Below are 24,613 nucleotides of genomic sequence, written 5' to 3' on the forward strand. Positions count from 1 at the left end.
TAGAAATGAAAAAGAAAAGAGTGTGATGACAATTGAAAAAAATATGCTTTTTGTTTTCATTCACAATTTCTATTTTAATAGCTTGTAATTCGACTACTATAAACTTCATCGAGATATCTAAAATACCAAGAGATGTGCAAAATAACATAGATGCAAAGTCTACACTTCAACTAATTAATGATGGGAAAAATAGTTCATTTATCGTTTTTCATTCAAAAAGGTCAGTTATTTCAACTATTGAAGCGGAAGGGGGGAAGATTAAAATCAATTTAGACGAAGTTAGTCCGCAAGATCATATTATTGAACAGCATGTATATAAATTAATGAAAAATCCGGAGCATGAGATCATTGACGTGTACATTAATGGAAAGTCTACACCATTTGATGTTGTGACAGGTTTATAAAAAATGAGTTTTTACCAAAATAATTTCCCAAGAAATAATAATATTGAATATTCTTAATTTTTTATAGGGATGAAAGAAAAAAGTTCTGAAGAAAAATATTTCTTCAGAACCTAGACAACTAAATCTTAATAAAAGACTTTATCTGTATTATATTTTGCACGTAATACGTTAATTGCGTATGTTTCGTAAATTTCACGTTCCATTGGATCATCTACGATAAATGCTTCAATTTTATGAACTTCATCACGATGGTTTTTCAATGGAGAAACATTATCTTCGAAATGTTTTTTTAAGCGTGGGCGCATTTTGCGTGCTTTCCCAACAAATAGCAATTCATTTTCTTTATTAAAGAAAAGAAGTAGGCCACCTTTATCTCGAGGGATTTTGTGGAAATCAATAAATCCGTAAATGGATGGAATGATTGCTTCTCCTTCTTTTGGTTTTTGTTCACGTTGTCGGATGACAACATCTGGTTTTGGTAATTCAATTTTAATCAAAAAATTCACGTCCTCATTTTCATATACAAATTATGCTAACATAAATCTAGCGGAAAAGAAAGTAAAGCTATATGCTAGGACCAAATAAGCATTTGAAATGGGGGATTTTATGAATGAATGGCCAAAAGGTGTAGCTAAACCTGAAATCCGAGCATTAAATTCTGCTGGATTATATTCAATTGCAGATTTATCCCGCAGTAACGGGCAGTAATACTCCCACCTCAAAAATCAGAGAAAGCAAAGAAGTTAGGTGGGAGATAAACTGCCTGTAAAAAGCCTGATTGGTTCAACTAATAATCATTGGGGATGAGGAAAACCCCCAATGATTAAAGTTTCACTTTGTCTAAAATCGGGGAAAAAGAATTGATGGATTTGCATGGAATGGGGAAAAAGACTTTAGAGGTATTGAAAAAGGAAATGGAAGAGCAGGGGATTCATTTTAAAAAGACCGAATAAAAATGTTTAGCCTTCTGTCATTTCAAAAAATAGAAGGTTAAACTTTTTTAGCACTCACGAATGAGGAAGTCGGAATTTACGGGAACTTTACCTAGTTCTCTTGCCCAAATGGATAACTGTCCAATATGATGAATTTCATGTGTAACGATGTGATAAAGAATTTTTTCATAGGAAAATTCTTTTGTTTTCCCATTTTTTAAATTGAAAATCAAAGATCTTTCTGTTTTCTCTTCTATGTGTTGGTTTAAAAAATGGAATGTACTATTTTTAATAGTAGAAGAATATTCTTGTACGTCTTTTAATGTTTTAATGGATTCCACATTTTTTTCAATGGCGGTTTCCTCACATATTTGATTGACCCATAATTCCTCACAATGTATAACATGAAAAAGTGTATGTAAAATATTACCCATTCCGCCAACTCGTTGTTTAACTAATTCTTCATGTGTAATTTCTTCACACCATTTTAGCCATTCTTCTCTCACTTGCCAATTATATTTAAATAATTTTAAGATCATTTTAATGAGTCCTCTCTAGTCATCAACTATTGCTTATAGTGAAGGCCTACTTTTTTAATTTCATTAAACAGCAATCTTTCAGGATCGCTTGCTTCTTCAACCATTTCTTCATCAAGATCTGCTTCTTTAATCAGCGTAATTTCATTGTTTATTTTCTCCATTTTCCGATCAAGATGGGCAGCAGCTTTTGCAGCTTCTCTGAGTTCATCTGTTAGGTAACTAGGAACTTTTTTGTTATATTTATAGTAGATTTTATGTTCTAAACTAGCCCAAAAATCCATAGCAATTGTACGAATTTGCATTTCAACAAAGACGTGTTCTTCACCATATGTCATGAATACAGGTATTTTCATAATGATATGCAGACTTTGATAACCATTTGGTTTTGGATGCTCAATATAATCTTTTACTTCAATGACTTCAATATCTTCTTGTGATAGAATCATATCTGCTATACGATAGATGTCCGATCCAAAAGAACAAATGATCCGAATACCAGCGATATCATGAATGTGTTCTTGAATAGATTGAATGGTAAATGGTAGATTTTTTTTGTGAACTTTCTTTAGAATACTTTCAGGTGATTTCACACGGGTATTAACGTGTTCAATTGGATTATATTCATGAATAAGTTGAAATTCTTCCTGTAAAATGTTAACCTTCGTTGTGATTTCATCAAGTGCAAATTTGTAAAGTAACATGCTTCGAGTAACTTCTGTCCTAAATTTCTTAAGTTTCTCTTTGTCTATTTTTGTAGGATTCAACATCAATGTCACCTTGCCTTTATGTAATCATTCTACAAGTATTTTCTCAAATTTTAGTAGATTTCGCACGTGGATTACAGTATAAGAATTAAAAATAATATTGACCTATTTTTGAAATCAGTTAAGTTTTAGTAGAAAGGAAGATGATTGCATGAATATTAAAGTATTTTTTCTCAGAATAATAGCTGTTATTGCTTTTATACTGGGGATTTATATGGTTCAGGTAAAAAATGGAGCAAGCTACTATTATTTATTGTCATTAGCAGCCTTCGTAGCTTTTTTCTACATCGACGACTACTCAAAAAAACAAAAGCAAAATCTCTAAAGAGCTATTCGATTGGATAGCTTTTTTTACATGGGTGCTTGTGAAGAGAAAGCAGGCATGAGTGAAGCGGAAAAATGCGCGAGTGAGGCAAAAGGGAGTACGAGTGAAGCGAAAAGGACCCAAAGTAAAGCAAAAAAGCATCGAATGGAACAAATGAACGCACAAGTATAGAAAAATACTCGATTTACGAAAAATTCCTCAATTAAACCGCTTAAATTATCAAAAATTTATCGAATGACCTTCGAAACCAATCTTTAAAGTGATTTCCTCTAAAGAAACATATCGAATTCAACTCTATTATCTAGAAATCCTCATTAATTGTGAACATTTTGTTTCAATTTAATCTATTTACTATAGAAATAGAAAAAATAGCATTGAACAAAGAAAAAGTATGCATATAATAGAAAATGTGGAGGCGAGAACCGTGGAACTTAAGTTTTTAATAGAAAATGAGGATATATTAAGAACAGCATATTTTCCTGACTTTTTCTTTGAGGAAATAAAAATATTCGCAAAAGCAGTAAAGTATGAAAAAATATTACTTTTTCAGTCGGCATTACATGGCAAATTTTTGTTGAATTTAGGGGATGCCATAATTGAAATCTTGAAAACAGGTAATGAACAACAAGTAAAGGCTGTTGGGGAACCTTATACATATGAAATTTCCTTACAGTCTGATCCAGAAGAAATTATCATCAAAACGCTTTTAAAACAAGAGGTTATTCAGAAATACTCGTACCCGAAAGAAGCGTTTTTAAAAGCATTAGCAGACGAAAGCAAACACTATTTACACACTATTAAAAAGATGAATCCACGTATAGTTTTGGAAGATCAGTATCAATTATTAGCGAGTTGTTATGTTTATTTTGATGATTCGCCCCTATTTGAATTCAATAGTTAGAATCTTTGACCACGTCCCTATGAAATTATATAATGGCAACATGGAAATCGTAAGGAGTGAGTCTTTTGGAGAAAGAATGGACGTTTATGATTGATGGCACTGAACATTATCGTAAAACAATGGAAGAAATATGCACTCAACTACCAATTGAAAATAGAGACGGGGAAGAATACGTTACTATTAAATACAAAGATTTTAAAAAGCTTGTTGAATTTTATATGAAAGAGCATTCACCTGATATACCATTTTAATAAGTTCATTGAAATGGTTGCCTAAAATTCCACTTTCATAAAAATAGCTTAAGATTGTAAAGATTCAATAGCTATACTTACAGAGAAAAGTGCAGCACCGCCAAAAACTATTTGCCATATAAATATTTCATGCTATAAGGGACTGATCCAATTAATGGAACAGACCCTTCTTTTTTGCAACTAAAGATACTTCAAACCTTGTTTCTAAAACGATTAGTATAATAAAGTACCAGCTTCCGCTTATTTACTGGTATGATAGAGAAAAAAACATCAAAATTTAAAAACGAATGCACCAAAGAGAAAGGATGTTGTACTTGAATTACCAAATCCCCGATATTCTCGCAATGTCAAACGCTGATCGTAAACTTCTTTTAGAAAAGGATTCTATTGCGGTTCTAGAAGAAATGTTAGTACATATTGGAAATACTGATGAAGGGATTCGAGATCATCAACATTTACGTTTATTTTATGAACTCGTGCAATATGAATTATTGTCATCCGTTGATAAACAATATGTAGTTTCCCAATTAACGCAAGATTCCTATATTTTCTTTAAGATTGGAGAAAAGAATACAGATTCTATTTTCCAACGTTCCTTGTCTGTCTTATGGCTAACTTATTTAATAAGAAATGATGCTGAACAAGGATTCTTATCAACTGAACAATATAAAGAAATTTTAGATTTCGCCACTCTCTACTTATCAAAAGAAAAGGATACAAGGGGATATATTGAAGGAAAAGGGTGGGCCTATGGTATTGCCAATGGAGCGGATTTAATAGTGGCACTTATTCAACATCCAAATTTTCATATCTATTTTGCCCCACCCATTTTGCAATGTATTCGGGATTGCTTTTGGAAGGGAACCGTTTATGTAGATGATGAAGAAGAACGATTTGTAGAAATAATCGAGGCTTTAATTCGCAAAGAGATCGATGAAGAACTTATTATTGAGTGGGTAGAACAGGTCTTTGACTCTTTAGAATATAGTAAGCAAACGATTGGCTATAGCCCTTTATTGCTGAAAGCTAGAACCGAAACTCTTCATTTTATGAAAACATTCTATTTCACTTTAAAATTCAGACAAATAATGCCTGAATTACAAGGTGCAGTTTCACATTTCATTGGAAAATGGATGAAAATTAGATAAAGGATAGGGGGAGAATTTATGATTGAAAAATTATTCAAAGAATCTATTTTAGCGCGTTTTGCAGACATCAAAAAACAGGGTGATGGTACGATTGCACAATTATCAATCGAAGAAATGCAATGGATACCAAATGCAGAATCAAATAGTATTGCTATTTTAATCAAACATATTTGTGGTAATATTCTTTCAAGAAGTACGGATTTTCTTACAACTGATGGTGAGAAATCTTCAAGAAATCGGGATGATGAATTTATAGATAATTCCTCATCAAAAGAACAATTGTTGGTATCTTGGGAAAATGCATGGACTTTGTTATTCGAAACAATCGAACAATTATCACCAGAAGACTTGGGTAAAAATGTTCTATTAAAAGGAAAGGAGCTCTCTGTAATCGAAGCCTTGCATAAACAATTAGCACATTATGCCACACATGTTGGACAAATAATGTATATCGGGAAACAAATTAAAAAAGATCAATGGAAAACATTAAGTATCCCTAAAAAAGCATAAAGAAAAGCTCGTTCCCATTTTGAGAACGAGCTTTTTTTTAATGTACTGCATGAGCTTGTTTAGCAGCAGCTTCTTTTTGGTCTTTCTTGTTGATACAAATTTTTAATAGTGGAGGTGTTATAACGGTTGTAAAGACGATCGCAATGATCATAGGTGTGAAATATTCTTGAGAGAATAATCCCGCAGAATATCCGATATTAGAAGTAATCAATGCTACTTCACCACGAGATACCATTGCTGTACCGATAAGAGTGGATGACATCATGTTGTAGCCAGTAATCTTTGCACCGAATCCTCCTCCGATAATTTTCGTAATAACGGAGACAATACACAAAACAACAATTAACCAAATATGTTCGCCAATTCCACTAAACGTAACAGATAATCCAATGCTTACAAAGAAAACTGGGATGAAGATGACGCTAACCGTAGGTGATAACTTATCTTCAAATTGTTCACGGTGTTTATCATTAGCAAGAGATAGACCTGCAAAGAATGCACCAATAATATTACTAATTCCCATATAATCTGCAAAATAAGCATATGTAAAGCAAAGTATGACTGCGAATACCATTGAAAGATCTGGAACTTTAAATTTATCAATGGTATTTGAAATGGCTGGTACCACTTTCCAATTGCATACAATAATCACTGCAAAGAAAATGACTTGTTTTATCAAAACGAGAGAAATGGAAGTATCTCCTCCAACGGTAAGACTCATAACGATGGCTAATAGGATTAAACCAATGATATCATCCGCAATCGCTGCACCGAGTACTGTTGCACTTTCTCGTGTATTCATCTGACCTAATTCTCGGAAAGTTTGAACAGAGATACTAACAGATGTTGCTGTTAGGACAATCCCAAGGAATAATGCATGAGAAGGATCCATACCAAATCCAATTCCCACTATGTAACCACCAATCAGTGGAAGCATAACACCGAATGAGGCAACTGATAAAGCAGATTTTAAACTGGCAGTTAAATCTTTTAGATTGGTTTCAAGCCCTGCAAAGAACATAAGGAAAATGACCCCTAATTCACTAAATGTATGTAGGAATTCATCTTTATTATCAATTAGTCCAAAAATAGCAGGGCCTATTAAAATCCCCACTATGATTTCTCCTAAAACACTAGGTTGACCAAATCTTGTAGCTATATATCCGGCAATCTTAGCTGCTAATATGATAATAACTAGTTGTATAAGTATTTCCATAAGTCTGACCTCCAATAGCTAAAAAGAAAAAGTTGAAAAATTCTAATAATTCAAGACTATATAATGTCACTTATAGTATGTAAAAAAACGGACATTAACCCCTTTTCTCTAAACAATATGTTTCTATCTTACCACAATTTTCGAAAGAGAGTTATAGAAAGCTACAAAATATTCACTTTCTAAAAGTTATGCTAAGCATGAACTATTGATCATGCGAACTTTAGGATCGTTTTATATAGAGTGGATGAATTTCAGAATAAAAAATGAACTAGAAGCATAAAAAGAAACAATTTGTAAAAGCATTTGCATACACTATAAAGAAAACCATTTCAGATTCATTTCTCAAATCATTCTTCTGTCAATGTGCAGGGGGGATCAAGATGAAGTTTGGGAATAAGAAACAGATTCAAAAGCTCTATCGCGAACAAATGCGTTATAAAAAAGAGAAAGAAATAAGCTTCATTGAAATGATTTTCATGATTCTTATTGTTGCTGTTTTGGTTTTCATTGGCCATTTCTTTGGATAAGATATCAAGGGGCTTGTTCATAAGTTAAGAATTTACTTATGAGCAAGCCCCTCTTTTAAAAGCTAAATCGTTAACATTATATAAGATAACGAATTGCTGCCATTGAGATGACACCAACTACTACTGTCGTAGATAAACTTTTTGTCCAAATGGCTATAATCAGTGTAGGGAGAAATGCAGCAACAACTGGCCAATTGAGAGTTACAAATGATCCATCTGTATTTAACAAATTCTCAACAACTAAAGCACTTAAAATACAAATAGGGATGAATGACAACCATTTTAACACGACATCTGGTAATTTTACGTTACGGACAAAGATAAAAGGAATAATTCTTGGTAGCCAAGTTACAACTGCACAACCAACAATTATCCAAATAATCGTATTTGTGCTCATCGATCAATCACCACCCCAACCGTTGCGACAACTATTGTTGAAATAAGCACTGCTAAATGAGATGGCATAAAGTATGAAAAGATATACATACACAAAGCGATTAAACCGATTAACAATAAATTTTTGGCAAGTTTCGATTTACCGACACTTTGCAATTGGAGGACAAGCAATGCAACAAACATTGCTGTTAATGCAAAATCAAGTCCCCATTTTTCAGGATTTGCAACCCATTGACCTAAAAAAGCGCCTGCAATACATGAAGCAATCCAAACTAAATAGGCCGTTAAGTTTAATCCATCCATCCATTTTCCGCTTAACTTTTTCGTTTGCATCCATTTTGTCACAGCAACTCCAAAAGTCTCATCAGTAAGTAACGTACCAAAACCAACATTTCTTACTAAAGAATACCTCGTAAAATGTGGTGCCAACGTAAGACTCATTAAAAAATGACGCAGATTTACAATGAAGATCGTCAAGATAATGGCAGATGGAGGGCTATTCGAAATGACTAACGCACAAAAAATAAATTGAGCAGAGCCAGCATAAACTAGCACTGTTAAAAAGGCAATTTCAAACAAGCTTAATCCAGAAGCTGCTCCCACTACCCCAAAGGCTAATCCAATACTTATGTATCCTAATAATGTGGGTATGCAATCTTTTACTCCCTGTAGGAAAGAATCCTCCTCGTGGAACCGAATTTGTTCAACAGTTTCCGAAGGCGTATTCAAAAAAATCACCTCTTGTAAAATTATATTCTAATAAGAATACACTATTATTAGCATAATTTACAGTACTTTCAGAAAAGTTAGGAGAAAACTAACATGATGTGTCAGTTGGACAATGGCATTTATCGATCCATTAGGTATTTTTAACACACTAATGTTGCTTTTTAAAAATACCAAAAAAGTGTTGGACAGAAATGGTAAGTCTTGTTTAAAAACAAGTAGAAGTAGAAAAAATGTAATCTAAAACAGTATCTTTTATAACATCCATTTAAAATTTTGAAAGTTGGAGGGTGGACAGATGGCATTAAAAAGAATACTAAAAGTCATAACAGCTATTGTCCTAATAATCGTAATCACAGCCCCCATCTATTTTCATCACGAAAAAAAAGAAAAGTACGAAGATACATTAGATTATTTAATGAACAATCGCGAGTATTACGAAAGTGAAATGCAAAGTATCACTGTAACACACACTCTCTCAGGTATCTGGTTACCCCATAAAAATGAATGGACCGTCCAAGTCGTTTTTAACAATGAACCAAAAGCTAAATATTTCTACAATGTAACTGATGGAAAAGTTATTCAAACGAGTTGGACGGGCAGTACCGAAAATAATATTTATATGCATTCGGAGAGTGTGGAGTGCGGGGATTAGATTAAACCCTCAGTAGAACATGTCTACTGAGGGTTATTTAAGTATTAAAGCAGAATTAATACCAATGTTGAAAAGTCACCTTGTTTTTAATACCTTTTTTGTGAAAGAGGAACATAGAAATCAATTATCTAAACTGTCTTTCTCCTACTTCAGCAGATTAGAAATATCCATTTCTAATATCGGCTTGTTTATTGAATAATAATTATCATTAATTTTTATTTCATCGTTTAAAAAGGTTAGATTTAACTCTTTGCTATCAAGATGAAATGGAAGAAAACAACGATTCAAGATTTTTATATTTAAGTGGAAAAGTTTTGGAAAGTTCCCCAATTTTCCTGCTTTGCAAACTCTGGATAAGCGGATATAAAGGTAACAATGATGGGCGCATCTTTTAAAAGAGGGTATGTGTTGAAGAAAGTTCGATCACCGTATCTTAAAGCGGTTAATGCGAGAGGTAATTCACGTCTAAAGATTTCATTGCGTTTTGCTGGATCAAAATTATGGTATGGTCCCTGGTCTATGTATAAATAAACGAAAAAATAAAAGAAATTCCCACATCTCATCCATTCTCCCAAAACTTCATCTCTTAAAGAAGGATCAATTTTATACCAGGCATAATGAATTCCGATAGTTAAAAATAGTTCTCCAGTTACATCAGAGTGAGTTAGGGTATAACGCCTTGGAATAACGGGTTCCGTAGAAGTAACACCGTCCATGTATTCCACAGAAAGTTTCTCTGGATTAAAAGTGCTCAAGTCATCAACTCCTTTCCGTTTTTTATCATTATGCTGATGGGGATTTGTTTATTCATAACATAAACTCGAATAAAAGTGGAATTTTGTTGCAATTAATAGAAGATTGAATGTTTAAAGCCAATATTGAAATAATGATTATCAACAACTATCGAACATTTTCATGTAAGAAGGAAAAATAACCCTCTTGAAGTAACTGTAAAATAGAAAAAACAAAAAAATAAATGCTACTTAACATTTTATAGTATAATTTTTAAGGGTTATTTTACCAAATTATATATTCTTTTTAAGAAAAATGGTAAATGGGGTTTAAAAAATAATTTAAACGTAATGATTTAATCCAGAAATTTTTCAGAAGTACATATTATGTCTAATCGTATTTGTAAATGAAATTTATTAAATTAACGGAGGAGATCCCTTTCGTAAATAATCTTTTAAATTAAGGTTAGCGTGAAGAAATGAAATATATAGGTTGTTGCAGTAGGAGCACTCTATTTGAGTGCTCTTTTAACGTTGTATGACTAACTGGTTGACTGAACCATCAGTATTTGTACGCTACATTTTAAGGTATGAGGGAGAAATTTATTATTAATTTTTGAAACTTTTTCTGAAGATTTATTCACTAATAGTTGAAAGGGGTTGAGAGAGATGGAGTTAGAGAATGATAAGTTGGTTAAAAAAGCAATCAAGGGCAATAAAAAAGCCTTTGAGCAACTCATCAAGCAACACTATGAACAAATCTACCGGACTGCTTATCTATATGTTCATGATGAAGAGGATGCTTTGGATGTCGTTCAAGAGACTACATATCAAGCTTATACTAGTATTCATTCGTTAAAGCAACCAGAATACTTTATGACTTGGCTTACACGAATCATTATTCGCTGTGCGGGTCAAATGCTCAAGAGAAGAAGTAAAATTGTACCGCTAACAGAAGAGGTATTGTCTGATTTATCGTTCATTGATCAGTCAGACCAGGATGAAACAATACATCTTTTGAATGCAATTGGACAGTTAAAAGAGAACTATCGAACAGCCATTATTTTGTTTTACTACTATGATTATTCCATTAATACCATTAGCGAAGTGATGGAGATTCCCGAAGGTACTGTCAAAACTTATTTAAGCAGGGGAAAAGCTGAATTAAAGAAGTCTTATAAAGAAGAGGAGGAACAAATGCCATGGATAACAAGGAAGTAAAAAGTGCAATAGACAAAATAGTTGTTCCAAAGGAAAAAGTGATGACTGCTATTGATCAAGGGATAAAAATGTCAGCGCAAGGTAGGAAAAGAAAGAAAAAGAAAGTTCTTGCAGGTTCAGTTGCTGCCGCTCTTCTTGGAATAACTGTCGCCTCCGGTTTTATGAATCCTACTATGAACAAGGTATTAGCAAGTACCCCAATAATTGGCGGAATCTTTCAAGACTTTGGAGATTCCATGGGGATAGAACTGGCGAATCAGAATGCAGTGACAACATTAAATCAGTCTTTAACCAAGAATGGAGTGACCGTAAAACTAACAAGTGCTTACTTTGATGGCAATGTTGTTTCAATTACCGGTTTTGTAAATAAAAGCGTTGAGAAAGGGGATAACGAAAAAGGGGAAGTAATTTTTGATGTTAACTTTGAAAATAATAGGGGGGACAATGACCCTTGGTTGAATGATCAGTCAACAGACATTAAGAATACAGATGACGGGTATAATTTTCAATGGAAAATGGAATATCCATATAAGACGATTAAAGAGAACTTTACTCTCCCTATATCGATTCACTCTATTAACGGAATCAAAGGTGAATGGAATTTCAACATTCCTATTCAACAAGAAAATTTAAGAGAATTGGCTATTCATCAGGAATTTAACTACCCTGATGATGGCATTAAGATTAATATGGATGAAATACTTGATGCAAAGGCATCGTCATCAATAATCTATCAGATGGTAAAGAAGTATAAAGACGATGATTTATATATAAAGAAGGCAGTAGATGATCAAGGAAATGTATATCGGTTTGGTAATGGAACAGCACTTTCTGAGTCGCCAAAAGAAGATCGATATCAAAGCACTATTCGGAGAGAAATGACTAAACTCAAAGCAGATATCTCATCCATCACTTTCTATCCGCAGCTATCTGTTGCAGACCCTCTAGTACAACAAAGATTGGATCATAAATCGTTTGTTTTAAAAAGTAAACGTTCCAGTTTGATGTTACAGGTAAATAATATTAAAAAAGCTGGAAGAAAGTTGTTTATAGATTATCAATTCCTTGGGCTTAACAAAACATTGAGTAAGCATCAACTGGCGTTATTTAAAAATAATTTGGAATATGCATTTATGTTAGCCGATCAAAAGTACTTGAATAAAATGAACCTAGAAAACCGAGTTGGTTCAGAAAATCATAGTATTTCCCAAAATGAAGTAAAAATAATTGATGCCAAAACAGCTCATTTTCAATCTGAATTTAATTTAGATGGCGAACAGAAAATAAAAAGTTTTAAAGTGAAAAACACAATGTTACAATTCGATTTTTCTTCGTTTATTGGAGTTAAGGAATTAGCCCCATTTACCGTAGAACTTCAAAGGGGCTTAAAGTAAATGCACCAAAACCCCTGTGTTGCAAATGTTACTCCTTTATTTGGTTTAACAGTTGTACTCCTCAATCGTGGGATGCAGTTAGTTAGAAGAAAACTCAGTAGATCAAATCTACTGAGTTTTTTTGTATGTATTAAAGGGAGAGTTACTACCTATGTTCTTAATCAGCTATCAACTATTGCTTAGTTGATAGCTGAGGGCAATGTAAAACTATGTACTCAAACAAGTTACCGACAAATTGATCCATTAGAAAATCCATATATCTAAACAAATATTTGGAGTAGAACCACGACCATTCAAAGACATGAGTTTCAACATAAAAAACACAACAATTGTAGCGAATTTGTACTGTGAAATTTATGAAATACATCGTGAGTACCAGTTTCACCAAACATCTTTCACTTCAATTAAGATTACCCACATTTTTTCCGTGCTCCTTCTAAAATTTTCTCATTTTATGAAAGTGTTTTTACGAAAAGTAAATTATTTTATTCAAAGTTTTTATGAATTAATTTCATCAATTTAGCATTATGTTAAGATAATTAACGAAGATAACAAATATATAAAATTCGCTATTTTAAGTGATTATTTTCTATTTATGTCGTATTTTTTGTTAATAAAAATATTGACATATTATATTCTGAAAATATAAACTATTTAAGTAAGGTAATGATTACCAAAAATGCATAAAAGGAGTAGGTAGGAGATGACGCAAGTTGCATCGCGGCAATTTCTACACTTCAAGTTTATGCAGCAATCTGTGTCACATATGAACACCGATTACATCACCAGACAGGAAGGTTATGGGCATAGCGGATTTACTATTTGTAGGGAAAGGCTACATTGCAACGAGTGCATTAAATCAACCTGACACTTTTTAATACTTTTAGCTGCGTTCTTCGCTAGACGATAATTCTTCCTAAGCGGGGATTGTTACAGAATAACAAGATGATAAAGAAGGTGTAAAGGCTGTGCTGGAAAAACGAAAAGCAAAATTCAACTAACTACGTAAGGGGGATTAGGGATGAAAGGTAAATTTCTCGTAACCATATTGTTAGGCATTGGTCTTCTCGTAGGGTGTCAAAGTAATGCGGAGCGGTATGGGGAACCACTTATATTCACTACGGGAACAACAACAGGGGTTTATTACTCATTGGGTGCGGGTCTTTCAACATTATGGACAAAAGAAATGGGGAAGCGAGTTGCTTCACAAGCGTCAAATGGCAGTATTGAAAATTTGAAATTGATGAGTAAAGGTGAAGCAAATATCGCTTTTACTACAGTTAACATCGCCTATGAAGCCTATAACGGCAAGGGCTCTTTTAAGAAGAAACCTTATGAGGGAGTTCGGATTCTAGCCAATCTTTACCCAAATGTTAGCCACATTGTGGTGATGAATAATGATGCTATTCAATCTATTAAAGATTTAAAGGGAAAAAGTTTTGTGTTTGGAGCGGCTGGAAGTTCAACTGAAATCGAATCTAAGCTTGTATTAAAAGCACATGGAATTAAAGCTGATGAAGTAAAGGGGAACTATGTAGGATTTACTGAAGCAACGGACTTGATGAGAAATGGTCAGGTGGATGGAGTCAATATTTATTCAGGTGTACCAGCTGCGGCAACAACAGAATTAATTTCCACGCTTGATACGAAGGTACTAAACTTTTCGGAAGATGCCATTGATCAGCTTGTAAAAGACTATCCATGGAACTTTAAATATGTGATCAAAGCAAACACTTATGACAAGCAACCGAAGCCGATTACATCGGTTGGTCAATATAGCTCAATCGTAATTGATGAAAGTGTCTCAGAAGAGGCTGCCTACGAATTGACAAAGATGCTTTGGGAAAATGTTGATAAACTCGAGAAATCCTATAGTATTGCGAAACAGTTTGACCCTCATAAAGCAATTGAAGGAACTGCGGGTGTACCACTGCATCCAGGGGCAATTAAATACTACAAAGAAATTGGCGTTTTGGAATAGGGGGGAATGAAATGACGACAAATAACGGATTAAATGTAGATGTACAGCAGCTAGTGGAAGTCGAGGAGAAGACGCTTAACTCTAGAAAGTATATCGGGATTTTTGGAAAAGTAGTTGTACTTTTGGCAATCATTTGGACCATATTTCAGCTATATATGAGCAGTATTGGTGTCATGGATGCCGTGAAGTTCCGTGCTTGGCATTTAGGATTTCTTCTATTATTTAGTTTTATATTTTACCCGGCGACCAAAAAGAGTATAGGTAATCGAAAGCTCCCGACAATAGTAGATATTCTTTGTATCGGGTTATCGGCGTTCGTTATTTTCTATTTGCTGTTCACCTATGACACATTTGTACGTGATCGTGCTGGTGAGAATACGACGTTGGATATATATGTCGGGATTTTAGCTTTGATTCTATTATTTGAAGCGAGCCGTCGCGTCGTAGGAATCGGTTTGACACTGATTGCACTGTTTTTCTTGGCGTATAACTTCTTTGGCGCCTATATACCTGGTATGTTGGGGCATTATGGGTTTAGCATTGAACGTGTCGTAAATCTTATGTATTGGGGTGGTCAAGGGATCTTTGGGACAGCATTGGGTGTATCGGCATCCTATATCTTTGTGTTTGTGTTATTTGGTGCCTTTCTAAAAAATAGCGGGTTTTCAGATTTTATCAATGACTTGGCATTGACCATTGCCGGAAGAACGGCAGGTGGACCAGCGAAAGTAGCGGTTTTTGCAAGCGCTTTAATGGCGACAGTAAGTGGAAGTGCTGTAAGTAATGTGGTGACGACAGGTACTGTGACCATTCCAATGATGAAAAAAGCAGGTTATTCAAAGAAGTTTGCAGGAGCTGTTGAATCGGTTGCTTCGACAGGAGGATTAATTGCACCGCCAGTCATGGGGGCAGCGGCCTTTATCATGGCAGAGTATCTGGGCGTTTCCTATTCAATTGTTCTACTTGCGGCAATCATTCCAGCCATTTTATATTATTTAACGTTATTTATGATTGTTCACTTTGAAGCAAAGAAAATGGGACTCTCTGGTATTTCGAAGGAAAACATTCCGAATGCAAAAAAGGTTCTAAAGGAAGGCGGCCATTTATTTATCCCATTATTGATCTTACTCCTTATGCTATTTACCGGTTTTTCGCCTATCTATGCCGCCATCATCTCTTTACTATCCGTAGTACCAGCTGCGGCCATTCGAAAGAGTACAAGAATGAGTTTTTCAGTAGTGATCGATTCGATTGTAGAAGGGGTTAAAGGTGCGATTAGCGTAGGAATCGCTTGTGCTGTGGTTGGTATTGTTATCGCTACCATTACATTAACGAGTATTGGGTTAATCATTGGCAATAATGTTCTAAGCTTTGCGGGAGAAAGTGTTCTGCTGGCTGCACTTTTAACTGCGTTTATCAGTATCGTGCTGGGAATGGGGGTGCCAGCAACGGCTGCGTACATCATCGTTGCAACCATTTCGGTTCCTATTTTAACAAAACTAGGAGTAGCACCTGTTGCAGCTCATATGTTTGCTTTCTATTTTGCGGCATTATCCAGTATTACACCTCCAGTTGCTTTAGCTGCCTATGCTGCAGCAGGAATTGCGGGAGAGTCGCCAAATAAAGTCGCCATTGAATCAGTTCGTTTAGGGTTTATTGGTTTCATTGTTCCGTTCTTCTTTATTTTTAACCCTACCTTATTGTTAACGGGTGGAACTGTTGTGGAATATATCTATGCAGGTGTGACAGCCATCATTGGTGGGATAGCATTGGCAGCAGGTTTGAAAGGGTATCTGTTTAGAAATACATTATGGATTGAAAGAATTTTGTTATTGATCGCTGGAATTTGCTTGATGGATACGACGCTATTTGTAAATATCATTTCCCTAATGGTTGTCGGCGGGGTGGTTGCCTCCCAGCTCTTCATAAAGGCAAAAGAAACTCAGATCAATGAGGAATCATCCTTAGCAAAAGAGTAAAGCAGTACTTTTAATGTCGGCAAGGAGAGAAAACTATTTCCTACGAATATCTTGTCTGCTCTATTGTCGTATGGGCACTAGTGGAAGAAGCTTTCCATAACTACACTAGCTGAAAGATAGACTTAAATGAGAGAATAAAAGAAAAACTCGGTGGTAAGAGCCCTGTTCAATTCAGGATTCTTACCACCGAGAAAGTTACCTACTATTAAATTGAAATGTCCAACTTTTGGGGTCAGATCACCGTTAGTTAGCTGATTTGATGAGTTACTTTTCCATTTTGAAGCAGGAATCAACAAACGATATGACCGTTCGACGCACCAACAACGGCGGTCTTTTTAATTGATCCTTTTTAGTATACAAATATATTGAAAATACCATATTTATAGATCCTACAGAATGCAAACTGCAGGGGATAATCCCTTTTTGTTGTATAAAATTATTCACGAGCACTTCTTAAGATGACTTTACTGAATAGTGATGCCAAAACTTGTTGGAACAGCATTCCGAACACTATAGGCATGGCTACTTTACTTGGAAAATACGTGGTTGCTACAATGACACCAATTGCAATATTTCGCATACCACCTGTAAATACTAAAGTCGTCATTTGATGATAGTTTCTTATGATAAAACGACCAATGAGTAAAGCAAAAACGTACCCTGATACAGAAATGGTAAAAACTAATAGAAGAACGCCTACTAAATGAAGATCCAAATCTTTTAAGAAAGGTGCAATTGCACTACTATTAATCATAATAACGGTCAATAAAGATAGTTTTGAAAATGGCGCTAATTTTTTGCCGATTTTTTTAGGTATTTCACCTTTTGATAATTCATTGACGAATATACCTAAGATTGTTGGTAAGACAATCATTAAAATCAAATCTAACACGAGTGATGAAACATCCAATTGAATCTTTTTACCTGAAACCATATATAGCAATAATGGCATGATCAATGGTGAAAGTAGCGTATCAATTAAAATAATAGATAACCCAAGAGGTAAATTTCCTTTACAAATACTAATCCAAATGACGCTGGTTACACCTGTTGGAACAGCAACGGATAAAACAAATCCAACTGTTAATAAATGATCATCGAAAATAAGAGTAGATAAGACATAAGCCCATAAAGGCATCAAAATATGTAAAAATACAATCGTGAATAAAATAAATAATGGATGTTTTCTAAAGACATTTACATCTTTGAATTTCATTTTTAAACTTCCAGTAAACGTCATAAAAGCAAATAGCCAAGCTACAAGGAATACTAAATGTTGTCCCACATGTTCCAACAAAACCCCCACTACTAAACTAATAGGCGTTAAAATAGCTATGTATTTTTGAAGAAAACCATTTACTTTTTCTAACATAAGAAGACCTTCTTTATTTTTTTATTTAGCATATCACATTAATAGAAGTCAATTATATTTTATAGAATGACTGATTGGAGCAAGTTTTCCAAACAAAGTTGAAATTCATGTTAAAATCGCTATGAGATTGTAAACAAATATACAATATACTTAAACGAATGGGGCAGATTAGTTTGATAAGAATAAGCTGTGGTAATACTGAAGTAAATAATTTCTGTAACCCCAATACTATAAATGAAAATGCCTCCACATTTGTAATAGACATAATTAATGATCTTCTTTTTTGTATTGAATTTTCGTTTAAAATAGTATAAAATTTACAAAATTATATATAAAAAGCTATGAAAAGAAGAGTAAACATACGTACTATCTACAGAGACCTCTGGTAGCTGAAAAAGAGGGATGGGAAATGTGTTGAAACAAGGCTTGGAGCTGTGCATTGGATTGTTTGTTGGAACAATGATGATGCAACGTATTCTCACGTTAAAGAGATAGAGTATCGCAGGTGATTTATTCACAAAGCCGTACTCGATAAGGCTTCTGCAGCAATGTAGAGATGAACTGGGGTGGCACCGCGATATGACTCGCCCCCAAGATAAATATCTTGGGGGTGAGTTTTTTTATTTTGTTTTACAAAAAATAAAATAGGAGTGGTGATTATGTCCAGATGGAAGTATCCTTTAATACTATTAGGGGGAATAGGAATTTCAAATGTGGGTGCATGGGTTTACCTAATCGCACTAAATTTAATGATATTAAATGAAACAGGTTCCCCACTTGCAATTGCACTATTATATATACTAGGTCCAATTGCAACTATATGTTCGAATGCTTGGGCAGGTAGTTTGATTGATCGTGTTAATACACGGCTACTTATGATGGGCTTAGATGTTTTTCGAGCAATATGTATTGCGTTGATACCATTTTTACCTTCACTTATTTATGTTTATATACTAGCGTTTATCATTCATATGGGAAGTGCTATTTTTCAACCTACATCTATGGTTTATATGACTAAACTAATACCTGAAAAAGATCGGCAACGCTTTAATGCACTACGTAGTTTTATCAACTCTTGTGGTTCACTAATAGGCCCTGCCATTGCTGGGATTTTATTTTGGATGGGTACTCCTTATACGGCCATCCATATGAATGCAGTGGCTCTCTTTTTTTCGGCTCTTATTATCATGATGCTACCTAATGTTGATGGAAGACTTATAGAGAATGAGAGGAAAAGATTTAGTTGGAATTTGATAAAAAATGATTTTCGGATTGTTTTTCATTTCAGTAAGGGCGATACCTATGTCACAAAAATCTATTTATTATTTACTGGTACTACTATATTTATGACTGCAATAGATTCACTCGAGGCCGCATTTGCTAAAGGAGTACTTTCAATGTCAGACACCAATTATGGGTTTTTATTAAGTGTCTTTGGCGCTGGAATAATAGTGGGATCAATGATTAATTCAGTATTTTCAAAACAACTTGCAGTTAATCTTTTAATAGGTATTGGTACCATTTTTACCTCAATCGGTTATATCGTTTTTTATAGTTCGAGTGGCTTTTTTAGTGCAGCGCCTAGTGTATTTTTAATGGGGTTTGCTGTAACGTTTGCGAATACAGGGTATTTGACTTTCTACCAAAATCATGTTCCTGTGAGGATGATGGGAAGATTCGGAAGCATCTTTAGTGTCATTGAAGCAGGTTGCATTGTTACTTTAACGGTTTTAATCGGTTTAGCTGCTGAATTAACTTCGATCCGTCCTGTGGGGTTAATAGGTTCATTTGCCTTCTTCTTATTAGGGTTATTGGTATTAAAAGCTGTATCAGGTGCAAAACGGCAGGAATATTTTAAAGTTTAACGAGTAAAGTAGTTAAGATCTTCACAAATAAGACCATAAAGTAACAGGTCAATCAGAAATATCTGGCTAACCTTCTATTACGATTGGGCGCAATTCTAGAGTAGAAATTGCGCTCTTTCTTTATCTAGGATGAGTGCTACTTCAACTATGTACTCTTCAATCCATATTAATTTTTAAATTCGTTGGAACTTGTGAAAAAATAAAATGTGTTACAGTTTGTGCGATTGGATTTACTTCATCGATGAATTTTTCAGCTTTAGCAAATGTTTCAAACTGCATTTTTAGCATATAGCATGCGCTTCCTGCTACTCTATAACAGAATTCAACGTTCGGAAGTTTCTCGATATAATTTTTAAAAGATTTATAATCCCCATTTTTGATTGTCGCTTCAATTATACATTGGATGGGTAAACCTAATTTCTCATAATCAATTTCTAGAGTATATTTCTTTATAATTCCAAATGACTCCATTTGTTTAACACGTTCAGTTACTGATGGGGAAGACAGATTCACCCTTCTTCCAAGCTCGCTCATTGATAAACGGCTGTTATGATGTAGTTCATCTAAAATTTTTTTATCAATCTCATCTATTTTCATTTTTAAAGTTTTTCCTCCGAAAATCATCAAATTTAAAAAGAATTTATTTGATAATTATTATGAATTTAATGTGATTTAGTTATTTTATTTTCTATAATTAATTCATATTCAACTATAACAAGGAGGAATATTTTATGGCAAGAATTATGGAATCTAATTTAGGAAAAACACCTTTTCAACGACTATTAGGGCACAATAAAGATGTAATGGAAGGATGGAATCAGTTAGGAGATGTGCTAGAAAAAGATGGATTATTAACATCTCAATTAAAGGAACAAGTGAGAAGAACATTAGCTCAAAGTAATGGGTGTGAGTATTGTAAAGCAAAAGGAAATCCAGATCCTGATAAGTTTAATGAAAAAACATCGATTGCAGTAGGATTTGCAGAAGTCTTTTTAAAACAAAAGGGTGACATAGATGATTCATTTTTTGATATTTTGAGAGATTGTTTCACCGAAGAGGAAATAAGTGAATTGTGCGCATTTATTTCTTTTACGACTGCTTCACAATATTTTGGTGCGATGATGAAATTGAAACCTGAAAAATAAACAATTTCCTTATTCAGATATTGGGCGTTTTTTTGAATGCTGGACATATTAACTGATCAAATAGCAACTTCTAAATAGGTACTATAGGATTGAGTAGATTAGGTAACGTAATTGTTCGGTCTTTAGGAGATCTATTATTATCTATTTACAGTATTGAAAATTCAATTTATACTTTTTCAATTTTCTCCTTTATTACAGTATTAGATGTTCCCTTATTAATTTTTAGCCACAAAGAATCAAGAGCCTAAAGCACCTAGAACAAATTTAATTAAAATGATAGGAACTGCTACTGGGATTGGTGCTTTTAATGGTGAAATGTCGGATGTATACATTATCCGTTAAATTTGAAACTTCATATAAAGAAACATTCGAAAAAAACTTTACTTAAAACAGTGAAATATGGAATTTCAAAAACAACTAAATAATTGGACGTTTTATACAATAATAAATAGAAAGTTAGAATTTTTGCTTACACACTCAGATTGAATGAAGTGTAATTTGGCATAGTTTTACATTTATATTTAGCTTTAAGAAATATTAAAATATTTAGAGGAAAGAGGCAGTTGATCATATTTTATGGTCAATTGTTTTTTAAGTGTTAAAAGTCCTTTTTGACAAAAGGTTAGTTCAGGGTGTTGTTTTATTTTATTCCACAATCGGGCCATATTGTGGAATAAAACTTAGATTTTTAAACGACTTTATTGTTATATTTTTAAGTACAGTGAAGTATATTATATTGAAAATAAAACAAGCAGTATTGGTTATATAGTTATGACATCAGGAGGGTTCAAATAAAAAAGATAAAAAGAGGGCTATTTGGTTAACAACATTAAATATTATATAAAAGTGATTAAATGTAAGAGCACAAAAGTAAATCACTTATAAAGAATTTGAAAGTGCAAAAGAAAAAGCCGCCAAAAAATTTGGTGGCTTTTTCGTCAAGTAGGTAATATCAATCTTACCTAAAATTTCGCGTCAATCTTTCAGCTCCTCTATAATTACTCCATTTCATTCAGTGAAAGAAGTAGAAGAATTTTCACTATTCTTTTTTAATCTTTCCTTTCCAAAATAAATAATAGTGAAGATTAATACCAAAATAAAAGAGAAAGAACCGAATGTAATAACCACTTTATTAAATCCTAAAACATCGAGTAGTAAACCTATAGTTACCATTGCAACTTGCATTATAGTTCGCTCGATCATACCTTTAAACGCAAAGAAGCGACCGTGATACTCCTTAGGAACAGTTTCTTGGCTGAAAGTATTAGCAATAGGATTAAATATTCCATATGAAAAACCAAATAAGCAAAAAGCTATAATTGAAAATACGGGCATACTTGAGAATGAAAGCAAAAATTGCACTAAAACAATTAAAAAAGTTGAAACTAATAAAAAGGGAACATGCTTTTTATTACGAATTAATTGATTTACAATTGTACTAGATAATATAAGAGATATCCCCTCAACAGCATACAAAATTCCCTTTATGGAAGGATTATTTTGAATAGTGCTAATCTCAACTATAAATAAATTAAAACCGGCAATAAATATCATTGGAATTATAGATAAAAATAAAATCATTTTTATATCGAACTGTTCAGATATGATTGGAAAAATCTCACGAAATTCTATCTTTTTCTTTTCCTTTCTTACTAAACCACTATCATTCTTTATATCTAATAAAAATGTAATAAGAAATACAAAAAGGAAAGCTCCAAATGCTATAGAATACAGGGAAAGTAATGAAGTTAAAGTTAAAATTACCCCACCTAAAGTTGCCCCAAAGATTCTTGACAATGTTACAATGTTTAAATTTAATGAATTAGCCGTAACTAAATGTTTTTCATCTGTAACCTGTGCTATAGTAGCCTGTAATGCAGGTTCAAAAAATGAAGCTGAACAACTTACACCAATACTATATGCAAGCATCCACCATACTGAATCCGTAGCCAAAGCAATAAACATAAAACTTACGGAAATCATTCTCATTATACCTACAAGAAATAAAATCTTTTTCTTAGCCACACCATCAATTATTCTACCAGCATAAGGACCTATTAACACACTAAATAAGCTTCCTACAACTAAAAAGATAGCTTGTAAAAGATGTGAATCCACATTTTTTTGCAGAAATTGAAGGTTACCAATAAGCCCAATCCATAAAGCTAACTGAAATATCAATTGACTAATTAATATTATTACTAAATTCTTGTTTCTAAATAATTCTTTTTTCAAATTTCATTGTTCAACTCCTTTATAAATCTTAATTTACGTCCAAGTTGTAACGATTCTTCAGATCTATAACCAATACCAGATACTCCAAGCACAATTTCTTTATCGGGGTTAATTTTTAATTCTTCTTCAACGTATTGATCATTTAGATGACCCGAAAAGAAAGTACCATAACCTAACCAATTTGCTACTAGAAAACAAGTTTGACTTAAATGTCCCATATCCATCATTAAAACTCTGTAGGTTCTAGGACTTTGATATTTCCACATAGAACGCTCAATGTAAGCTGTATAGAAGAGTAATACCGCAGCACCTTTAACAAATTCTTGCTCTGCAGCCATATCTACTACTTTATGAATCATATTTTCTTTAGATATAATTTCCAGTCCATGATTTTCTACATCATAATGATATATGCCATTTTCTAGTCCCTCAACATTTAATACAACTGGATATACTTCAATCGGATGTCTACACCCCCCAGAAGGACTAGTTTTAAAGATAAGTCTGTCTATACCAATTTCATGTTTACAACTTTGAGCTCCATAATTCAAATAAAGTAATGTAGAAAAATCCTCTAATGAAATAGGAGTTTCACTGAAAGAACGTACAGTTTGGCGATTAAGTAAAACGTCTAAAAACTTACCTTCAGCTTTAAAGGAAGGCAAGGGTAGATTTATTTTTTCAGCACCTTCAATACTTTTATATATGTTAGGCGGAGCTTCTTCTTGTTTTTTAATACTCAAGCGCTGATATTGTTCATCTTTGTTAATGTAATGATCTTTATGTAAAAGGCGGGTATTATAATGGAAATACTTGCAAGATGTTCCCCAAGTTTGCCAATGTTCTAATTTGTTTTCAGACTTATGTTCCAAAGAATCTTTTTTAATCAATATTTTTGCTTCTTTTAATTGAGAAAGAGCTACTTTTAAAAACTCCTCACTAAAATCAACTCTTGTATTTAATAATGTAAAGATTTTATTCTCTTCTTCCCAAGTAGAAAATAATTCAAGAATAGGATAAATGGAAGAATCCAAACTTCTTTGTTCATGTTGTATAAAATTATCACAAACAAAGTGTCCATCTTTCCAGAAAAACACAATATTATCATTAACCTTTAACTGCATTTCAATTCTCCTTATCTTTAAAATCACTATATTAAAAGACTAAAGGCTGACATAATCCTATTATGTCAGCCACTGTTTCTTTTAGTTCATTGGAGATGTTTCTCCGTACTCTTCGTTAACGCGTTTTTCATACTCACTTTCAAATGGTTTGAAAATTGACATATTTAACACCTCCATTATGTAGAATATGTATAATATACCATAATATTACCAGTTTTCAAACATATTTTTCTGAAAACTATAAAATTTCAATCAATAAACAATGCATTCTA

General features: G+C 33.4%; 25 protein-coding genes and 1 other annotated feature. Of the genes, 14 read left to right on the forward strand and 11 right to left on the reverse strand.

Features of this window, described 5'->3' with window-relative positions; genetic code table 11:
* Nucleotides 1-134: 134 nt before the first annotated feature.
* Nucleotides 135-404, forward strand: coding sequence for a hypothetical protein (locus CEF14_RS03355; RefSeq protein WP_102691548.1), 270 nt, complete (start codon nt 135-137; stop codon nt 402-404).
* A 125-nt stretch (nt 405-529) separates the two neighbouring features.
* On the opposite strand, the gene CEF14_RS03360 is transcribed toward CEF14_RS03355, so the two are convergent.
* The 3 genes from CEF14_RS03360 to CEF14_RS03370 form a co-directional block, all read right to left on the reverse strand.
* Nucleotides 530-901 carry a nucleotide excision repair endonuclease gene (locus CEF14_RS03360; RefSeq protein ID WP_102691549.1) on the reverse strand — a complete coding sequence of 124 codons (372 nt, stop codon included), beginning with the start codon at nt 899-901 and terminating at the stop codon, nt 530-532.
* Between the two features lie 503 nt (nt 902-1,404).
* Nucleotides 1,405-1,875 (reverse strand): DinB family protein, encoded by a 471-nt coding sequence (locus CEF14_RS03365; protein WP_102691550.1) that lies wholly within the window; start codon nt 1,873-1,875, stop codon nt 1,405-1,407.
* Nucleotides 1,876-1,901: 26 nt separating this feature from the next.
* The gene (locus CEF14_RS03370) at nt 1,902-2,642 is read right to left on the reverse strand and encodes a GTP pyrophosphokinase (protein ID WP_102691551.1); all 741 of its coding nucleotides are present in this window, start codon (nt 2,640-2,642) and stop codon (nt 1,902-1,904) included.
* A 334-nt stretch (nt 2,643-2,976) separates the two neighbouring features.
* Between CEF14_RS03370 and CEF14_RS18895 the strand changes: the two genes are divergently transcribed.
* From CEF14_RS18895 to CEF14_RS03390, 5 genes are all read left to right on the forward strand, one after another.
* A complete protein-coding gene (locus CEF14_RS18895; RefSeq protein WP_170061428.1) occupies nt 2,977-3,135 on the forward strand; it encodes a hypothetical protein in 159 nt (52 codons plus the stop codon).
* Nucleotides 3,136-3,388: 253 nt separating this feature from the next.
* A complete protein-coding gene (locus CEF14_RS03375; RefSeq protein ID WP_102691552.1) occupies nt 3,389-3,865 on the forward strand; it encodes a hypothetical protein in 477 nt (158 codons plus the stop codon).
* Nucleotides 3,866-3,930: 65 nt separating this feature from the next.
* Entirely contained in the window at nt 3,931-4,116 is a 186-nt protein-coding gene (locus tag CEF14_RS03380; RefSeq protein ID WP_102691553.1) for a hypothetical protein, read from the forward strand.
* 314 nt (nt 4,117-4,430) lie between these two features.
* Nucleotides 4,431-5,264 carry a DUF2785 domain-containing protein gene (locus CEF14_RS03385; protein ID WP_170061429.1) on the forward strand — a complete coding sequence of 278 codons (834 nt, stop codon included), beginning with the start codon at nt 4,431-4,433 and terminating at the stop codon, nt 5,262-5,264.
* Nucleotides 5,265-5,282: 18 nt separating this feature from the next.
* Complete coding sequence (locus CEF14_RS03390) at nt 5,283-5,774, forward strand: DUF1572 family protein (protein ID WP_102691555.1); 492 nt, start codon at nt 5,283-5,285, stop codon at nt 5,772-5,774.
* A gap of 37 nt (nt 5,775-5,811) precedes the next feature.
* On the opposite strand, the gene CEF14_RS03395 is transcribed toward CEF14_RS03390, so the two are convergent.
* A complete protein-coding gene (locus tag CEF14_RS03395; RefSeq protein ID WP_102691556.1) occupies nt 5,812-6,990 on the reverse strand; it encodes a cation:proton antiporter in 1,179 nt (392 codons plus the stop codon).
* A 380-nt stretch (nt 6,991-7,370) separates the two neighbouring features.
* On the opposite strand from CEF14_RS03395, the gene CEF14_RS18900 reads away from it, so the two are divergent.
* The gene (locus CEF14_RS18900; RefSeq protein WP_170061430.1) at nt 7,371-7,517 is read left to right on the forward strand and encodes a hypothetical protein; all 147 of its coding nucleotides are present in this window, start codon (nt 7,371-7,373) and stop codon (nt 7,515-7,517) included.
* A gap of 76 nt (nt 7,518-7,593) precedes the next feature.
* Here the strand turns inward: CEF14_RS18900 and CEF14_RS03400 are convergent, their stop codons facing one another.
* Together CEF14_RS03400 and CEF14_RS03405 are read right to left on the reverse strand one after the other, a co-directional pair.
* A complete protein-coding gene (locus CEF14_RS03400) occupies nt 7,594-7,914 on the reverse strand; it encodes an AzlD domain-containing protein (RefSeq protein ID WP_102691557.1) in 321 nt (106 codons plus the stop codon).
* A complete protein-coding gene (locus tag CEF14_RS03405) occupies nt 7,911-8,642 on the reverse strand; it encodes an AzlC family ABC transporter permease (protein ID WP_102691558.1) in 732 nt (243 codons plus the stop codon). The genes CEF14_RS03400 and CEF14_RS03405 overlap by 4 nt, the downstream gene beginning before the upstream one ends.
* Nucleotides 8,643-8,937: 295 nt before the next feature.
* On the opposite strand from CEF14_RS03405, the gene CEF14_RS03410 reads away from it, so the two are divergent.
* A complete protein-coding gene (locus CEF14_RS03410) occupies nt 8,938-9,294 on the forward strand; it encodes a hypothetical protein (protein WP_102691559.1) in 357 nt (118 codons plus the stop codon).
* A 299-nt stretch (nt 9,295-9,593) separates the two neighbouring features.
* On the opposite strand, the gene CEF14_RS03415 is transcribed toward CEF14_RS03410, so the two are convergent.
* Entirely contained in the window at nt 9,594-10,049 is a 456-nt protein-coding gene (locus CEF14_RS03415) for a staygreen family protein (RefSeq protein WP_102691560.1), read from the reverse strand.
* A gap of 645 nt (nt 10,050-10,694) precedes the next feature.
* Here CEF14_RS03415 and CEF14_RS03420 point away from each other — a divergent pair.
* The 4 genes from CEF14_RS03420 to CEF14_RS03440 all read left to right on the forward strand — a co-directional run bounded on the left by CEF14_RS03420 (nt 10,695) and on the right by CEF14_RS03440 (nt 16,600).
* Complete coding sequence (locus CEF14_RS03420; RefSeq protein ID WP_102691561.1) at nt 10,695-11,246, forward strand: sigma-70 family RNA polymerase sigma factor; 552 nt, start codon at nt 10,695-10,697, stop codon at nt 11,244-11,246.
* Nucleotides 11,228-12,640: a DUF4179 domain-containing protein gene (locus tag CEF14_RS03425; protein ID WP_102691562.1), complete on the forward strand. Its 1,413-nt coding sequence runs from the start codon at nt 11,228-11,230 to the stop codon at nt 12,638-12,640. The genes CEF14_RS03420 and CEF14_RS03425 overlap by 19 nt, the downstream gene beginning before the upstream one ends.
* 1,021 nt (nt 12,641-13,661) lie before the next feature.
* A complete protein-coding gene (locus CEF14_RS03435; RefSeq protein WP_102691564.1) occupies nt 13,662-14,621 on the forward strand; it encodes a TAXI family TRAP transporter solute-binding subunit in 960 nt (319 codons plus the stop codon).
* A gap of 11 nt (nt 14,622-14,632) precedes the next feature.
* Nucleotides 14,633-16,600 (forward strand): TRAP transporter permease, encoded by a 1,968-nt coding sequence (locus CEF14_RS03440; RefSeq protein WP_102691565.1) that lies wholly within the window; start codon nt 14,633-14,635, stop codon nt 16,598-16,600.
* Between the two features lie 436 nt (nt 16,601-17,036).
* Here CEF14_RS03440 and CEF14_RS03445 read toward each other — a convergent pair whose 3' ends face one another.
* Nucleotides 17,037-17,972, reverse strand: a complete 936-nt coding sequence (locus CEF14_RS03445; protein WP_102691566.1) for a bile acid:sodium symporter family protein — start codon at nt 17,970-17,972, stop codon at nt 17,037-17,039.
* A gap of 332 nt (nt 17,973-18,304) precedes the next feature.
* Nucleotides 18,305-18,567, forward strand: a binding site (T-box leader).
* Between the two features lie 64 nt (nt 18,568-18,631).
* Between CEF14_RS03445 and CEF14_RS03450 the strand changes: the two genes are divergently transcribed.
* Nucleotides 18,632-19,837 (forward strand): MFS transporter, encoded by a 1,206-nt coding sequence (locus tag CEF14_RS03450; protein WP_102691567.1) that lies wholly within the window; start codon nt 18,632-18,634, stop codon nt 19,835-19,837.
* Between the two features lie 156 nt (nt 19,838-19,993).
* Here CEF14_RS03450 and CEF14_RS03455 read toward each other — a convergent pair whose 3' ends face one another.
* Nucleotides 19,994-20,434: an Lrp/AsnC family transcriptional regulator gene (locus CEF14_RS03455; protein ID WP_102691568.1), complete on the reverse strand. Its 441-nt coding sequence runs from the start codon at nt 20,432-20,434 to the stop codon at nt 19,994-19,996.
* Between the two features lie 134 nt (nt 20,435-20,568).
* Between CEF14_RS03455 and CEF14_RS03460 the strand changes: the two genes are divergently transcribed.
* Nucleotides 20,569-20,982 carry a carboxymuconolactone decarboxylase family protein gene (locus tag CEF14_RS03460; RefSeq protein WP_102691569.1) on the forward strand — a complete coding sequence of 138 codons (414 nt, stop codon included), beginning with the start codon at nt 20,569-20,571 and terminating at the stop codon, nt 20,980-20,982.
* A 1,008-nt stretch (nt 20,983-21,990) separates the two neighbouring features.
* Here CEF14_RS03460 and CEF14_RS03465 read toward each other — a convergent pair.
* Complete coding sequence (locus CEF14_RS03465; protein ID WP_102691570.1) at nt 21,991-23,217, reverse strand: MFS transporter; 1,227 nt, start codon at nt 23,215-23,217, stop codon at nt 21,991-21,993.
* Entirely contained in the window at nt 23,214-24,341 is a 1,128-nt protein-coding gene (locus tag CEF14_RS03470; protein WP_102691571.1) for a SagB/ThcOx family dehydrogenase, read from the reverse strand. The genes CEF14_RS03465 and CEF14_RS03470 overlap by 4 nt, the downstream gene beginning before the upstream one ends.
* Nucleotides 24,342-24,613: the final 272 nt, after the last annotated feature.

The sequence above is a fragment of the Rummeliibacillus pycnus genome (assembly GCF_002884495.1).
In the GTDB taxonomy this organism is placed as follows: Bacteria; Bacillota; Bacilli; order Bacillales_A; family Planococcaceae; genus Rummeliibacillus; species Rummeliibacillus pycnus.

Bases quoted from the DNA above. Each gene is read 5' to 3' on its own strand.
- CEF14_RS03365 (WP_102691550.1), bottom strand. From the start codon at position 1,875: ATGATCTTAAAATTATTTAAATATAATTGGCAAGTGAGAGAAGAATGG.
- CEF14_RS03370 (WP_102691551.1), bottom strand. From the start codon at position 2,642: ATGTTGAATCCTACAAAAATAGACAAAGAGAAACTTAAGAAATTTAGG.
- CEF14_RS03390 (WP_102691555.1), top strand. From the start codon at position 5,283: ATGATTGAAAAATTATTCAAAGAATCTATTTTAGCGCGTTTTGCAGAC.
- CEF14_RS03395 (WP_102691556.1), bottom strand. From the start codon at position 6,990: ATGGAAATACTTATACAACTAGTTATTATCATATTAGCAGCTAAGATT.
- CEF14_RS18900 (WP_170061430.1), top strand. From the start codon at position 7,371: ATGAAGTTTGGGAATAAGAAACAGATTCAAAAGCTCTATCGCGAACAA.
- CEF14_RS03400 (WP_102691557.1), bottom strand. From the start codon at position 7,914: ATGAGCACAAATACGATTATTTGGATAATTGTTGGTTGTGCAGTTGTA.
- CEF14_RS03410 (WP_102691559.1), top strand. From the start codon at position 8,938: ATGGCATTAAAAAGAATACTAAAAGTCATAACAGCTATTGTCCTAATA.
- CEF14_RS03420 (WP_102691561.1), top strand. From the start codon at position 10,695: ATGGAGTTAGAGAATGATAAGTTGGTTAAAAAAGCAATCAAGGGCAAT.
- CEF14_RS03425 (WP_102691562.1), top strand. From the start codon at position 11,228: ATGGATAACAAGGAAGTAAAAAGTGCAATAGACAAAATAGTTGTTCCA.
- CEF14_RS03435 (WP_102691564.1), top strand. From the start codon at position 13,662: ATGAAAGGTAAATTTCTCGTAACCATATTGTTAGGCATTGGTCTTCTC.
- CEF14_RS03440 (WP_102691565.1), top strand. From the start codon at position 14,633: ATGACGACAAATAACGGATTAAATGTAGATGTACAGCAGCTAGTGGAA.
- CEF14_RS03445 (WP_102691566.1), bottom strand. From the start codon at position 17,972: ATGTTAGAAAAAGTAAATGGTTTTCTTCAAAAATACATAGCTATTTTA.
- CEF14_RS03450 (WP_102691567.1), top strand. From the start codon at position 18,632: ATGTCCAGATGGAAGTATCCTTTAATACTATTAGGGGGAATAGGAATT.
- CEF14_RS03455 (WP_102691568.1), bottom strand. From the start codon at position 20,434: ATGAAAATAGATGAGATTGATAAAAAAATTTTAGATGAACTACATCAT.
- CEF14_RS03460 (WP_102691569.1), top strand. From the start codon at position 20,569: ATGGCAAGAATTATGGAATCTAATTTAGGAAAAACACCTTTTCAACGA.
- CEF14_RS03470 (WP_102691571.1), bottom strand. From the start codon at position 24,341: ATGCAGTTAAAGGTTAATGATAATATTGTGTTTTTCTGGAAAGATGGA.